The sequence below is a fragment of the Paraburkholderia sp. J94 genome, assembly GCF_905220285.1.
GTDB lineage: Bacteria > Pseudomonadota > Gammaproteobacteria > Burkholderiales > Burkholderiaceae > Paraburkholderia > Paraburkholderia tropica_A.
This window is the reverse complement of sequence record NZ_CAJMZH010000026.1, coordinates 1-14,217: the sequence shown is the minus strand read 5'-3', so window position 1 is coordinate 14,217 and position 14,217 is coordinate 1. Positions and strand designations below refer to the sequence as shown.

9 protein-coding genes are annotated in these 14,217 nt (G+C 65.5%); 6 read left to right on the top strand and 3 right to left on the bottom strand.

All coding sequences use genetic code 11. From position 1 onward, the window contains the following. The first annotated feature begins 53 nt into the window (after positions 1-53). Positions 54-887 carry a hypothetical protein gene (locus U4Y88_RS35825; protein WP_321789664.1) on the top strand — a complete coding sequence of 278 codons (834 nt, stop codon included), beginning with the start codon at positions 54-56 and terminating at the stop codon, positions 885-887. Positions 888-1,237: 350 nt separating this feature from the next. Then, positions 1,238-3,268 (top strand): EAL domain-containing protein, encoded by a 2,031-nt coding sequence (locus U4Y88_RS35820; protein WP_321789662.1) that lies wholly within the window; start codon positions 1,238-1,240, stop codon positions 3,266-3,268. A gap of 27 nt (positions 3,269-3,295) precedes the next feature. Here U4Y88_RS35820 and U4Y88_RS35815 read toward each other — a convergent pair whose 3' ends face one another. The 3 genes from U4Y88_RS35815 to U4Y88_RS35805 form a co-directional block, all read right to left on the bottom strand. Next, on the bottom strand, positions 3,296-4,603 hold the full coding sequence (locus U4Y88_RS35815; protein ID WP_321789661.1) for an MFS transporter: 1,308 nt from the start codon (positions 4,601-4,603) through the stop codon (positions 3,296-3,298). Between the two features lie 82 nt (positions 4,604-4,685). After that, the gene (locus tag U4Y88_RS35810; protein ID WP_321789659.1) at positions 4,686-5,900 is read right to left on the bottom strand and encodes a CoA transferase; all 1,215 of its coding nucleotides are present in this window, start codon (positions 5,898-5,900) and stop codon (positions 4,686-4,688) included. A 12-nt stretch (positions 5,901-5,912) separates the two neighbouring features. Further along, a complete protein-coding gene (locus U4Y88_RS35805; protein WP_321789657.1) occupies positions 5,913-7,688 on the bottom strand; it encodes an acyl-CoA dehydrogenase family protein in 1,776 nt (591 codons plus the stop codon). A gap of 166 nt (positions 7,689-7,854) precedes the next feature. Here U4Y88_RS35805 and U4Y88_RS35800 point away from each other — a divergent pair, with 166 nt between their 5' ends. From U4Y88_RS35800 to U4Y88_RS35785, 4 genes are all read left to right on the top strand, one after another. Beyond that, positions 7,855-8,742 carry a LysR family transcriptional regulator gene (locus U4Y88_RS35800; RefSeq protein WP_310631199.1) on the top strand — a complete coding sequence of 296 codons (888 nt, stop codon included), beginning with the start codon at positions 7,855-7,857 and terminating at the stop codon, positions 8,740-8,742. A gap of 386 nt (positions 8,743-9,128) precedes the next feature. After that, positions 9,129-11,180 (top strand): acyltransferase family protein, encoded by a 2,052-nt coding sequence (locus U4Y88_RS35795; protein WP_321789655.1) that lies wholly within the window; start codon positions 9,129-9,131, stop codon positions 11,178-11,180. A gap of 215 nt (positions 11,181-11,395) precedes the next feature. Beyond that, positions 11,396-13,450, top strand: a complete 2,055-nt coding sequence (locus U4Y88_RS35790; protein ID WP_224014586.1) for an alkyl/aryl-sulfatase — start codon at positions 11,396-11,398, stop codon at positions 13,448-13,450. A gap of 9 nt (positions 13,451-13,459) precedes the next feature. Next, on the top strand, positions 13,460-13,987 hold the full coding sequence (locus tag U4Y88_RS35785; RefSeq protein ID WP_321789653.1) for a hypothetical protein: 528 nt from the start codon (positions 13,460-13,462) through the stop codon (positions 13,985-13,987). Positions 13,988-14,217 lie beyond the last annotated feature (230 nt).

Here is a 14,217-nt window from a genome sequence, read left to right as displayed (position 1 = left end):
GCGACTCGAAGCGCCGCGCAACGGACGCGGCGCAGGACTCTGGGGGACGACAGATGAAACGCAGCACGTTACCCGAGGCGCGGCGGTGTAAGGCCGCGCTGGTTTCGACGATCGCGCTGGCGGGCGCGCTCGTCTCGATGCAGGCCGTGGCCCAAAGCCAGGCCAACTCCGCCGCCGACAACGCCAACAAGAGCAACAATCCGCTCAATCTCGCGGCGTCGTTCAACGTGCAGAACATGTTCGCGCCGTCGCTCTACGGATCGAGCGCGGTGACGAACGATCTGCTGCTGCGCGGCACGCTGCCGCTCGGGCCGAACGGACTCGTGCCGGTGCCGCAGATCCTGCGGCTGACCGCGCCCATCAGCACGCGGCCCGATCCGACTGGCGGCTACAACACCGGTCTCGGCGACCTCAACCTGTTCGACATCTTCCTCGTGAGCCAGGGCGCGACGCAGATCGGCATCGGCCCGCTCGTGACCGCGCCCACGGCCACCGATCCCTCGCTCGGCACCGGCAAGTGGCAGGCCGGGCTCGCGGCGGTGGTCGTGAACGCGTCGCGCGCGCGGCTGCTCGGCGCGCTGGTGCAGTGGCAGCATTCGTTCGCGGGGCAAAGCAGCCGGCCCACGGTGCAGTCGCTCACGGCGCAGCCTTTCGGCATTTTCAATCTGCCGGACGGCTGGTATATCCGCTCGACGGGCATCTGGACGTTCGACCTCCAGCACGGCGCGTACTACATTCCCGTGGGTCTCGGCGGCGGCAAGGCGTGGAAGGCGGGCGGCACGATCTACAACGTGTTCGTCGAGCCGCAATATTCGGTCGCGCATTCGGGCGCGGGCGTGCCGAAGTGGCAGATCTTCGCCGGGTTGAACATGACCTTCGGCAAGTAGGCGCGCGCGGGCGGGACACGGCATGGCGCGCGGCTTTTGTGCGCGCCATGGCGTGTTCGACGTTGCTCGTAGCGCCGCTTGTCAGCCGCTCGTCATGCCGGTCGTCATGCAGGCTGTGATGCCACTTCTCATGCCGCTCGCAACGCCGTAATTCACGCCCCGTCCCGCCAAACTCGCGCCACCAACCGCCACCCGCGCGGCGTCCGGGCCACGCACTATGTACGCCAGGCCACGGCCGGACGGCGATGCATGCCGTATGATTCAGCCTGGAGCGAGGGTTTTCGCTCGCCGCTTTGCGCGCCGCGCGGAGGGCCGACTTCCCGGCAGGGACCCAACAGGCAGAAGGGCGCATGCAAACTTTGATCGAGGCGTTGCGGAAATCGGCCGCCCTCGTGGTGAACCGCTTCTACGAGGAGCTGGCGCGTCTGCCCAAGTCCCGGCGCATCCTCGAAATGCTGTCGGCGGAAGAACTCGCGCACCTCAAGGACCGGCAGATCCAGAATCTGCTCGCGCTCGCCGATCCCGGCCTCAGCTCGAAGGAGCACGCCGCGATGGCGATGCGCATCGGCCGCGTTCATGCGATCGTCGGGCTCGACAAGGAGGAGCTCGTGCGCAGCCGCGGCATCCTCCAGGATCAGCTCGACAAGCTGATTGGCCGTGATGTCGGCAGCCAGGCGCTGTCGCTCTACGCGCGCCGCCTCAACAGCGACACCGCCTGGCAGCTCAAGGCCTACCAGTCCGTCGAGGACTCGCAGCAGGACGTGCTTCAGCGCATCACGCGCATCGTCTGGGAGGCGGGCAGCTACACGCATTTCATCGATCAGCTCGTGGGCGCGCTCGGCGGTCACGACGAGGTGGCCGCCTGCGCGATCGGGCGGCCCGACGAAGCGGGCATTTTCCATTTCGAAGCGGGCGCGGGCGGCAGCGGCGAGGGCGGCCTGGTCGCCGTGCTGACCGCGCACGGCCATGAGATCAGCGTGCGCGCCGATCACCCGGACGGACAGGGCGCCGTCGGGCGCGCCTGGCGCAGCGGCAAGGCCGAGCGCGTCGTCAACTACCAGACCGATACGCATGTCGAGCGCTGGCGCGACGTGGCCGCGCGCGAGGGCCTGCGTTCGTCGGTGGCGATTCCGATCGCCGCGCCGGGCCATGCGCCGATCGCCATCGTCATGCTGTTCAGCGCGTATCCGGGCGGTTTCGTCGGACCGGACCAGGTGGCCTTCATCGAACTGTTGCAGACGCTGCTCGGCTGCGTCGCCTCGCGTTTGCAGACCCAGGACGGGCTGCATGGCGGCGCGGTGCCGGTCAGCGTGCGTCAGCATTGGGCCGCGCTCGTGCGCACCGGCGCGCTCGAAATGTATTACCAGCCGCTGCTCAATCTCGCCAACGGCCAGGTGAGCAAGGTCGAAGCGCTCGCGCGCCTGCGCGACGGCGAGCGTCTGCTGACGCCCGACGAATTCCTGTTCGCCTTGTCGTCCGACGATTTGCTCGCGCTGTTCACGCGCGGTCTCGGCCAGGCACTCGACGATCGCGCGCGCTGGCTCGCGGCCGGTCAGGATCTGGAAATTTCGGTCAATCTGCCGCCTGCCGCGCTCAACGATCTGCGCTATTTCGATGCGGCCCGCGAGGCGCTGGAGACGCACGCGTGCCCCAGCGAGCGTCTCACGCTGGAAGTTCTGGAGAACGAATCGATTTCGCTGAGCCAGGGACAGCGCGCGATTCTCGCGAAGTTCCGCGCGCTCGGCGTGCTGCTCGCCCAGGACGATCTGGGCTCGGGCCATAGCGGGCTCGCGCGGCTGCGCGAATTGCCCTTCGACTGGATCAAGATCGACCGCGAAATCGCGCATATCGCGGGCGGCACGGCGCTCGACGCGCTGCGCGTGGTGTATCAGATCACGCGTCTCGGCCATTCGCTCGGCAAGCTCGTGCTGGCCGAAGGCGTCGATTCCGCCGATCTGCTCAAGGCGCTCGCGATACTCGGCGTGGATGGCGCGCAGGGCTACGAAATCGCCCGGCCGATGCCCGCCGATCCGTTGCTCGACTGGATCGAGCGCGCGGCGCGCGCACCGCTCGCGCCGGCCGGCGAAAGCGTGCTCACGCGGCTCGCGCGCTTCGTGGTCTGGGAGGAGCGCGCGTTCATTCTCGCGACGCTGCCCGAGGCCGCGCGCGGCCTGCTCGACACGGACGACGCCGCGGCCCGCACGGCGCTCGCCGACGCGCTCATCAGCTTCGGCGATATCCTCCCGGCGGGCGCGGAACGCGACACGCTCCAGCGCGACATGCTGCATGCGCTTGTGAAGGGCGGTCGGCACAGCGAGGCCTGGCAGGCCGCGCTCGCGCGTCTGATGAACGCGATTTCGGCGGTGCCGCTCGCGGTTTGAGGCCGTAGCGGCACGTGCTTCAGATGCTCACTCCGGCAGCGCGATCGCCACATCGGCGGGCGCGGCCGACGACTGCCGCCGTTGCAGCATCGCGATGCACACGAGCGACACGGCCGCGAGCGCGCTATAAAACAGCGCGAGCGGCCACCACTGGCCCGGATAGTCGTGCGCGAGCAAGGTGCCGACGAGCGGCGTGAGCCCGCCCGCGAGCGCCGCGCAGCACTGATATGAAATCGAAATGGCCGAATAGCGCGTGCGCACCGGAAACGCGTTCGTCATGAAGCCCGCCATCACCGCATACGAACTCGACATGCACATCACCGCAATCGCAATGCCGATCACGATCGCCAGCGGCTTGCCGGTGGAAACGAGCACGAACATCGGATAAGGCGAGAGCATCGCGAGCGCGGCGGCGCGTGTGAGAAAGCGCCCCGCGCCCACGCGCTGCGCGAACCACGCCGAAGCGAGCTGCGTGAAGAACTGGATGAACGCGACCACGAACAGGCAGTCGAGAATCAGCGTGCGGTCGAGGCCGAGCGTCTGCGTCGTGTAGTTGAGCATGAAGGTGTTGACGAACCACGCGCCCGCCACGCCGATCACGTTCGCGCCGAGACACAGCAGCACGCCGCGCCAGCTGTCGCGCAGCACTTCGACGATCGGCATGGCGGCAGTGCGCGCCTGCTTTTTCAGCGCCTCGAATTCAGGCGATTCGCTCACGCCCGAGCGGATCAGCAAGCCCACCACGAGCAGCACCGCGCTCGCGAGAAACGGCAGACGCCAGCCCCACGCGAACAGCGCCGCGTGATCGAGATGCGCGACGCTGCGAAACGCCAGCAGCGCGAGAATCAGGCCCGCGGGACTGCCGAGTTGCGCGAACGACGCGAGAAACGTGCGCTTGTCTTTCGGCGCATGTTCGCCCGCCATCAGCACCGCGCCGCCCCATTCGCCGCCGATGGCGATGCCTTGCGCGATGCGCAGCGCGATCAGCAAGGCAGGCGCGAGCGCGCCCGCGCTTTCATACGTCGGCAGAAAACCGATGCCCACGGTGCCGACGCCCATGATCGAGAGCGTGGCGACGAGCGCCTTCTTGCGGCCGATGCGGTCGCCCAGATGCCCGAACACGAGGCCGCCGAAGGGCCGCGCGAAAAAGCCCACGGCGAAGGTGCCGAACGAGGCGAGCGTGCTGTAGAACGGATCGTGCGCCGGGAAGAACAGCTTGCCGAAGATGAGCGCGGCGGCGGTGGCGTAGATATAAAAGTCGTACCACTCGATCGTGGTGCCGACGAAGGCGGCCAGCGAAGCGCGCGCGGGCTGCCGCGCGGGGATGCTCGTCATGTCTCTCTCCAGTTTCAATAGTCGGGGTGAGCCGGCTTGGGCCGGTCTTGATCCGTTTCGGCTTGCGCTTGATTTGAGCGCGTTATGAGCCTTTCACTACGCCCGCCTCGAACAGCTTGCGCTGCGTGTCCACGTCGATGCCGAGCGCGTCGAGCACCGCGCGCGTGTCGCCGCCGAGCGCGGGCGGCGGCGTGCGATAGGTCGCGGGCGTGCGCGAGAGCTTCACGGGCGCACCGGTGCCGCGATAGCCGGGCATTTCCACGAGCATCTGGCGATGCAGCGTATGCGGATGCGCCGCCACCGCATCGACGGTCTGCACCGGCCCGCACGGCACGCCCGCCTGAATCAGATCGCGCGCGAGCGGCGCGCAATCGTGCAGCGCGAGCCGCGCTTCGAGCGCCGCCTTCAACTCGGAGCGATGCGCGCAGCGGCTGCGGTTGTCGGCGAAACGCGGGTCGTCGGCGAGTTCGGGCAGGCCCAGATGCGCGCACAGTTTCGCGAACTGGCGGTCGTTGCCCACGGCGAGAAAAATCGGCGCGCTGGCGGTGGCGTAGCTGTCGTAAGGCGCGATGTTCGGATGCGCGTTGCCGCTGCGTTGCGGCGTGCGGCCGTTGCCGAACCAGTTCGGCAGATGCGGATGCAGCAGCGACACGCCGCAGTCGTACAGCGCGATATCGACCGACTGGCCGTGGCCGCTCTTTTCGCGTTCTGCGAGCGCGAGCAGAATGCCCGCGAGTGCGTTCAGGCCGGTGACCATGTCGACGATCGGCAGTCCGATGCGCAGCGCCGGGCCGTCGCTTTCGCCGTTCACGCTCATGAGCCCGGCCATTGCCTGGATCACGGCGTCGTAGCCGGGCAGGCCGCCGAGCGGACCGTCGGGGCCGAAGCCCGAGATCGCGCAGTGAATCAGGCGCGGAAAACGCGGCTGAAGATCGCGCGCGTAATCCATGCCCCAACGCGCGAGCGTGCCGGGCTTGAAGTTCTCGACCAGCACGTCGGCGCCTTCGAGCAGTTGCCAGAGAATCGCGCGGCCTTCGTCGCAGGACAGATCGACGGCGATGCCTTGCTTGTTGCGATTCACGCCCACGTAGTACGAGGCCGTGTCGCCGACGAAAGGCGGGCCCCAGCCGCGCGTTTCGTCGCCGTCGGGCGGTTCGAGCTTGATAACCTCGGCGCCGTGGTCGGCGAGCGCCTGGGTGCAGTACGGGCCGCCCAGCACGCGGCTCAGGTCGATCACGCGCAGACCGTGCAGTGCGCCGTTTACCTGGATTGATTCGGATACCGTATTAATTGTCATGATGATATCGCCTCACTGCGCGGGCAGCAGTTGCATGGCATCCGCGAGCGGCAGCGGCGTTTCGTCGACGAGCGCGCGCAGTTGCGTGGCGTGTGCGTCGCGGTCGTCGAGCGCGAGCGGATCGCGCGGCAGCAGCTTGTGGCGCACGATCAGATGCGCGAGCGCGAGCCGACGGTAATCTTCTGTGCCCGCGCGTGACACCTGGGCGGCTTCGCACGCCATGAACGCTGCCGTGGTCGCGTGATAGAGCGCGCTCGCGGCCTGGCGCACCGACTCGTCGCGGCCGCATTCGGCGACGCTTTCCAGCGCCGCGCTCGCGCGTTCGAAGGCCGCGCGCAGCAGCGCCGCGCTCGCATCGGGAAGTCCCGCTTCGGCGAGTTCGGCACGCAGGTAGCGGCCCAGCGCATCGAGCGCGCCTTCGCGCTTCGCCGCGCGGGCAACATCGAGCGCCACGATGTTGCTCGTGCCTTCCCAGATCGAGCCCAGATGCGCGTCGCGCACGAGACGCGCGTCGCTCCATTCCTCGATATAGCCCACGCCGCCGCGCACTTCCATCGCGTCGCCGGTCACGCGGCGCGCGTCGCGGCAGGCGCGGAACTTGATCATCGGCGTGAGGATGCGCACGCATTTCGCGGCGAGTTCGTCACCACGGTCGCCACGGTCACTACGGTCGGCGCGCGGCAGCAGCGTGGCGATGCGCATGAACAGCGTGCGCGCCTGCTCGGCGGGCAGCATCATCTTGAGTAGTTGACGCTGCATCAGCGGCATGTCGATGAGCTTGCGGCCGAACGCTTCGCGATGGCGCGCGATGTGCAGCGCCTCATTGAGCGCGCGGCGCATGAGACCGGCGGCGCGCACGCCGTTCGACAGCCGCGACATGTTGATCATGTCGGCCATCTGATGAAAGCCGCGTCCGACTTCGCCGATCAAATACGCCTGCGCGCCTTCGAGCACGATCTCGCCGCTCGCCATCGACCGGCTGCCGAGCTTGTCCTTGAGTCGCACGATGCGATACGTGTTGCGCGTGCCGTCGGGCAGCGTCTTCGGCAGCAGGAACAGCGCGAGTCCCTTGATGCCGGCCGGCGCGCCGTCGACGCGCGCGAGCACCATCGCGAGATCGGCGTCGGCGTTCGAGCAGAACCATTTGTCGCCATAGAGACGCCAGGTTTCCGTGCCGTCCGCGCCGGTTTCGCGTGCGGCGCGCGTAGCGATGCGCGCGACGTCGGAACCGGCGGCCTGCTCGGTCATGAACATCGCGCCCTGAAACAGCGTGTCGAAGTCCTGCGAGGCGAGCATCGGCAGATAGCGCGCGATCAGATCGGGCGTGCCGAACTTGCGCAGCGTGCGCGTGAGCGAATCGGTCATGCTCACGGGACAGCAGAGGCCGAACTCCGCCTGCACGAACAGATACGTGAGCGCGTATTTCACGAGCGGCGCGGGCGCGTGCTCGCGATGGCTCATCGCGGCGAGACCGAGTTCGGCATACGCGACACGTTCGAGCGCGACGTAGTCGGGGTGTTTGTCGATGTGCTGGATCGCTTCGCCGCGCCGCGTGCGATGTTGCAGCGTGGGCGGATGGTGATCGGCGGAGAGTGCGAGCGCGTCGAGTTCGTCGGAGGCGCGCTGGCCGAGCGCGACGAGCTGCGCTTCGATGTCCGTGAAGGCCGTGTCGCCGAGATACGCGCGCAGGAGCGGGGCCAGACCGGGATCGCTGCGGAAGAAGTTGATGCCGCGGCTGTCGGGAATGTTGGACGCGCCGCTGCCTTGCGCGGCGGGGGATTCGCTCATCGGTGTCTCCTGTCGTTTCTTCGGACGGGCGCTCGGGGCGCCGTAGTGCGTCCAAGAATAGGAGCGCCGACGATAACCGTCCAATACAAACGATGTCCTGTACGATAAGCGCTATCTATCGATCGACGGATCGAACAACGGACAGACAAGCGGAGGAGACACCGCGATGGAACTCAAGCAACTGCGCTATTTCGTGGCCGTGGCCGAAGAACTGCATTTCGGGCGCGCGGCGCGGCGGCTCTTTATTTCGCAGCCCGCGCTGAGCTTCGACATCCGCAAGTTCGAGGAGCAACTGGGCGTGCAGCTGCTCGAACGCAGCAACAAGGCGGTCGCGCTGACGAACGCGGGCTTCGTGCTGCTCGAAGAGGCGCGCCGCCTGCTCGAACAGGCCGACGAAGTGCGCCGCATCGCCGAGCGTTCCGCGCACGGCCTCGCGGGTCGGCTGCGCATCGGCTTCGTGAATTCGATGCTGTATCGCGGCTTGCCCGAGGCGGTCCGGCGTTTCGAGGCCGATCATCCCGGCGTCGAAGTCGTGCTGCGCGAGATGAACACCATCGAACAGGTGCACGCGTTGCAGCGTTTGCAGATCGATCTGGGTTTCGCGCACTGGGGACGTTTTCCGGCCGAGGTGCAGTCGCAGACGCTGTTTTCCGAGCCGTTTCTGTGCTGCCTGCCCGTGGGGCACCGGTTTGAGAAGCGGCGGCGGATCGAACTGGCTTCGCTTGCGCGCGAGCCGTTCATTCTGTTTCCGCGTTCGGTGTCGCCGCATTATCACGATCAGATCATCGCGACCTGCGTGGAGGCGGGCTTCAGTCCGCAGATCCGCCACGAGGCGCGGCTCTGGCAGACCGTGGTGACGATGGTCGAGTTTGGCATGGGCATCGCGCTCGTGCCCGCCGCGTTGGGGAAGATGGGCGGCGCGCGTGCGGTGTTTCGTCCATTAGCGAGTAATCCTTACGAATCGCAGGTGCTCAGGCTCGTGCGCGCGGGCGAGACGAACGCGATCGTAGAGGGGTTTGCGGGGTATCTGGGCGAGAAGGCGGGCGCGGCGTAGCGGACTACGCGGGTGCGCCTCGCATGGTGATTGCGGCCCGTAGACGATGAGCGGGAGGAGCGTCGTTTTCCATCGCCGTGCAGAGTCCTGAATCGGGCTGAATCGGCCTGAATGGGGCGATGTCCCATCGCATTCGCGGATGAAGATCGCGACTTTCTACAAAATGAATTAAATATTTAAATTTTATTGCCGTTATCTTCATGCGCAGGCTGCCAATTCGAAACGGAGGGGCGGTAGCGAGAAAAGTATCCGCGCGAATTCCTGCTTACGCGCGGACAGAATGACACCGTGATGATCGAGAAGAACTTGAGCCGCCGTAAGCGGCCTCGGGAAGCCGCGCGCCTTGCACAAGAGACGCAGGCCGTATCTGTAGTCGGGGAACGATATTGAACGCAGTCGTATTTGAAATTGAGACGTCGCAAAAAATAGCGGCGCGGACCAGCGCGTTGACTTACAGGCCCGATGTCGACGGCCTTCGAGCCATGGCGATTCTGGGCGTCGTGTTGTATCACGCATTCCCCGGTATTTTCCCCGGCGGATTTGCGGGCGTGGATGTGTTTTTCGTGATCTCCGGGTATCTGATCACCGGAATCATCTCGTCGGAATTAACGCGCGGCCAATTCAGCATCGTCAACTTTTACGCGAAGCGAATCCGCAGAATTTTCCCGGCTTTGATGACGGTGTTGTTCAGCACCTTTCTGATGGGCTGGTTTTGCCTTTACGCCGATGAGTTCAAGCAACTCGGCAAACACATCGTCGCAGGCATCGCGTTTGTGTCGAACTGGACGCTGTGGAGCGAAGCAGGCTATTTCGACCAGTCGGCGGCCACGAAACCGCTGCTGCATCTCTGGTCGCTCGGCGTGGAGGAGCAGTTCTATATCCTCTGGCCGCTCTTTCTCGCAGTCGGTTTTCGGCGCGGATGGACGCGGGCCATCGTCGTCATCTGTGCGGTGCTTTCCTTCATGGCGAACGTGTGGCTCGTGAATGCGCATCCTTCCGCAGCGTTCTTCCTGCCGTTTTCGCGCTTCTGGGAGCTGCTTTGCGGCGCGGCGCTCGCACGCTGGTCGCAGTCCGGCGAGGGCGACAACGCACTGAGCGGCCTCAGCCAGCGGATGCGAAACCTTCTCTCGATACTCGGGCTGACGACCTGTGTGGTTTCGTTCTTCGCACTCGATTCCCGACTCAATTTCCCGGGCTGGTGGGCACTCCTGCCGACGAGCGGCGCGTGTATGTGCATCGCAGCCGGCGTCGAGGCTGCGGGCAACCGGTGGATACTGTCCAATCCGGTGTCGATAGGGATTGGGAAGATCAGCTACCCGCTTTATCTCTGGCATTGGCCGCTCCTGTCGTTTGGCGTGATCGTCGCGGGCAGTGAGCTTGTTCCGGCCGCGCGAGTGGAAATACTGCTGGCCAGTGTCGCGCTCGCGTGGCTCACCCTGCAACTGGTCGAGCGGCCCTTTCAACGTGCTCGCTCGCGATGGATTTCCGTCGCGGCGCCCGCCGTTCTCCTGTTGATTGCGGGCTACCTCGGGGCGATGACCTACGCGCGCGACGGGCTTGAATTCCGCCTGAAGGGGAAGGGCTACAGCGCCTCTGCTGATCCGGCTAGTGCGACGCTCGGCGCGGGCCGTCAATATGTCGACCGCGTGTGTGGTGTCGGCGCGAAGGATCAGAAACTCTTCGACTTCTGCTCGACCGACAAACGCGCGACGCCGCGCTACGCCATGTGGGGCGACAGTAAAGCGGACGCGGCCTACTGGGGGCTCGTGCGTCATTCGCAGCCCGGCGAGAGCTGGTTACTGATCGCGCGCGCGGGCTGCGCGCCCACGGTCTCCGCCGAAGGCGTGCCGACTGCGGGCATTGGCCAGGCGCGGTGCACGGAGGCGACTGCCACAGCGCTGCGCATGCTCGTGAACAACAGCGAGATCGGGACGGTGGTGCTGACGATGGCGGCGCGGGATCTGCTGGCGCCGCCGTCGCCCGATCAGCACGCACCACGAACGGAGCCGTCCGATGCGCTTGCGGGCGTCGATAACCTGGTCAAGGTGTTGATGCGCGCGGGCAAGCGGGTCGCTTTCGTTATCGATACGCCGACGCTGGCCGAGCCTCATCAATGCATGGATCGCAGGCCCGCTGCATGGGAACCGGTCCGCAGTTTCCTGCATATCGACGATGACGTGAGCGCCAACGACCGGTGCGCGATCAGCTATCACGCGCACCTCCAGGCGACGCGGGCCTACCGCGCGCTCGTCGCGCAGTTGCAGAAGCGCAATCCGGATCTGCTCGTGTACGACCCGACGCCGCTTCTGTGCGATATCCGGCACGACACCTGTCCGATGACGGTGAATGGCAGTTTCCTTTACAGCTATTCCGATCACATATCCGACTACGCCAATGGCCTTATCGCGCCCCAGCTTTCCCATTTGCTGGGCCATTGAATCGCGCGATTGCGCTTCAAGAATGGAAACGCATCGGTAAGCGTCCGTACGGATCGCAATAAGCCGCCTCCCAACATCGCCCCTTGGGGCAATCTGGTTGCCCCAACTACCAATAGTCTCAGCCGGTCGATTGTGCGAAAAACCTCGGAGAAGTTATCGAGCAACGATGGCGGGCGCTGTGCGTCCGCCATTTCCTTGAATAACCGGAGGTGGTCATGTCGCATTCGGACGACGAAGCGAAGTCAGGCGGTCGCAGGGCATTCCTCAAGAACGTCGCGGTCACGAGCGTGGCAACCGGGCTGTCCGGTGTGGTTGGAGAAACGCTGACTCAGGTCGCGCACGCGGCGACGCCGACCACCGGCGCGGCCAAGCCCGCCACGGCCGCCACGCTCGCCGTCAACAAGCAATTCGCCGAGTTTCTGCAGTTCGGCGATGCGCAGGATTTCGAGGATGCGAAGCGCGGGCTTGTCGCAACGCTGCCCGAGCCCGTCGTGATTCCGGGACCCGGCGGCACGCATTCGTGGGATCTGCAACAGTTCGCCTTCGTGCAGGGCGGCCCGGAAAACAACGCGCCGCCCACCGTCAATCCGAGCCTCTGGCGCAACGCCAAGCTCAACATGAATCACGGCTTGTTCAAGGTCGTCGATGGCATCTGGCAGGTGCGCGGCTACGATCTCTCGGTCATGAGCATTATTCGCGGCGACCGCGGCTATATCGTCGTCGATCCGTTCATCACCACCGAGGTGGCCTCGACCGTCTGGAAGCAACTCGTCATTCCGCATCTTGGCGATCATCCGATCACGCATGTCATCTACACGCACAGTCACGTCGATCACTACGGCGGTGTGCGCGGTCTCGTCAGCGACGACGACCTGAAGTCGGGCAAGGTGCAGATCGTCGCGCCAACCGGTTTCACCGAAGCGGCGGTGGGCGAGAACATCATCGCCGGTAACGCGATGGGGCGGCGCGCGAGCTACATGTACGGCTCGCTGCTGCCGCGTAGTCCCACGGGCATCGTGGACGGCGGGCTCGGCAAGACCACGTCGGTGGGCACGATCACGCTCGCCGTGCCGACGATGTTCGCCGAAAAGACCGGCCAGAAGCTCACGCTCGACGGCGTGGAACTGGTCGTGCTGATGGCGCCCGAGTCGGAAGCGCCTTCTGAATTCATGTTCTATCTGCCGAAGTTCAAGGCGTTTTGCGCGGCAGAAGACGCCACGCACACGCTGCACAATCTCTACACGCTGCGCGGCGCGAAAGTGCGCGACGCGCTGCTCTGGTCGAAGTATCTGCAATCGTCGCTCGACATGTTCGGCGACGATATGCAGGTCGTATTCGCTTCGCACTACTGGCCGACGTGGGGCAACGATCGCGTGGTCGCGTTTCTCGGTGCGCAGCGCGACATGTATCGCTATCTGCACGATCAGGTGCTGCGCATGGCGAACCAGGGGATGACGCCGCTGGAGATCGGCGAGAAGATCCGTTTGCCCGAGAGTCTCGCGAAACACTGGTATTGCCGCGGCTATTACGGCACGGTCTATCACGATGCCGTCGCGCAGTACAACCTGCGGCTCGGTTTCTTCGACGGCGTGCCCGCGAATCTGCATCGTCTGCCGCCGACCGAAGCGGGTAAGCGCTATGTGGAATTCATGGGCGGTTCTGCCGCTGTGCTGAGCAAGGCGCACGGCTATTACAGCAAGGGCGATTACCGGTGGGTCGCGGAAGTCGTCAATCATGTGGTGTTCGCGGAGCCGCAGAACACCTCGGCGAAACAACTGCTCGCCGACGCTTACGAGCAACTGGGCTATCAGGCGGAATCGGCGTCGTGGCGCAACTTCTACCTGACGGGCGCGCAGGAGTTGCGCGGCGGCATCCAGCAGCTTCCGGCGCCGCAGCCGCAAAGCCCGGACACGATCCAGGCGATGCCGCTCGACATGTTCCTCGACTATCTGGGCATCCGTCTCAACGGCGACCGTGCAGCGGGCAAGACTGCGTCGTTCAATCTCGTGCTGACCGATACGAAAGAGAACTACGTGCTCGGCGTGGAAAACAGCGCGTTGCATTACACCGGGAACAAGAGCCTGAAGTCGGCGGATGCGACTGTCACGATGACGCGCGCCGACCTCAACGACATCATGATGGGCAAGACCAACATGCAGAAGCTCGTGATGGCCGGTAACGCGAAGATCGACGGCAACAGCCAGAAACTGGGCGAATTCGTGTCGTGGCTCGACACGTTCGACTTCTGGTTCAACATCGTGACGCCTTGAGGGGATGCCATGTGCGCGATCTGTAATTTCAAGCTCGATTTCAGCGTCGGGCATCCGCTGGCGCTGACGATCGCCGTCGCGGCCCGCCAGGCGATCGACGCCGGGCTGATCGAGCCCATCGATACCGCTGGGGGCGCGCTCTCGGCGGCCCGCATGCGCCTCTCGGCCATCGACGCGCTGAATCTGCTACAGGCGCGCGTCGAAGGCGCGCACGGCGAGGCGGCGCTGCTGGCGCTGCCGGACTTCTATGTGCTGCTGATCGAGAACGATACGTGGGGGTTCTTTCACGCCACGACCGAGGGCTTCGACCCGGATATCGTGCCGGAGATGCCCGACCTCAGCGCCACCGATGACGCGCAGCGCAGCAATATCCTGATCACATCGGAGGCGGCGTTGCGCGCGTGGCTCGAAGGGCGCTTCGATCTCGAACGTGCGCTGCGCGAGTCGCTGTTCGTGATCGACGCGCCGCGGACGCAGGCCGATTCGCTCGCGCGGATGCTCGCGCTCGCGGAATCGCAGGTGCAGGCGATGAGCTAAACGGGCCGACGGCGCGCGCGTTAGAGCAGCGGCGTCGTCGGGAGCGGAGCGCTCATTCCGCAGTGTCTTCCGATAACCGGAACGCCAGGTCGCGACCGCTTTCCCCCATCAATCCAGCACCAGTGAACCGAGCGCGAACGCGCCGAGCGCGGCCACCGCGATCGCAACCCAGTACGCGAGATTCCATTGCGGCAGCAGGCCTTCGCGGCGCAGCGCATTGACGCGGCGCC

Bases quoted from the DNA above. Each gene is read 5' to 3' on its own strand.
- U4Y88_RS35825 (WP_321789664.1), top strand. From the start codon at position 54: ATGAAACGCAGCACGTTACCCGAGGCGCGGCGGTGTAAGGCCGCGCTG.
- U4Y88_RS35820 (WP_321789662.1), top strand. From the start codon at position 1,238: ATGCAAACTTTGATCGAGGCGTTGCGGAAATCGGCCGCCCTCGTGGTG.
- U4Y88_RS35815 (WP_321789661.1), bottom strand. From the start codon at position 4,603: ATGACGAGCATCCCCGCGCGGCAGCCCGCGCGCGCTTCGCTGGCCGCC.
- U4Y88_RS35810 (WP_321789659.1), bottom strand. From the start codon at position 5,900: ATGACAATTAATACGGTATCCGAATCAATCCAGGTAAACGGCGCACTG.
- U4Y88_RS35805 (WP_321789657.1), bottom strand. From the start codon at position 7,688: ATGAGCGAATCCCCCGCCGCGCAAGGCAGCGGCGCGTCCAACATTCCC.
- U4Y88_RS35800 (WP_310631199.1), top strand. From the start codon at position 7,855: ATGGAACTCAAGCAACTGCGCTATTTCGTGGCCGTGGCCGAAGAACTG.
- U4Y88_RS35790 (WP_224014586.1), top strand. From the start codon at position 11,396: ATGTCGCATTCGGACGACGAAGCGAAGTCAGGCGGTCGCAGGGCATTC.
- U4Y88_RS35785 (WP_321789653.1), top strand. From the start codon at position 13,460: ATGTGCGCGATCTGTAATTTCAAGCTCGATTTCAGCGTCGGGCATCCG.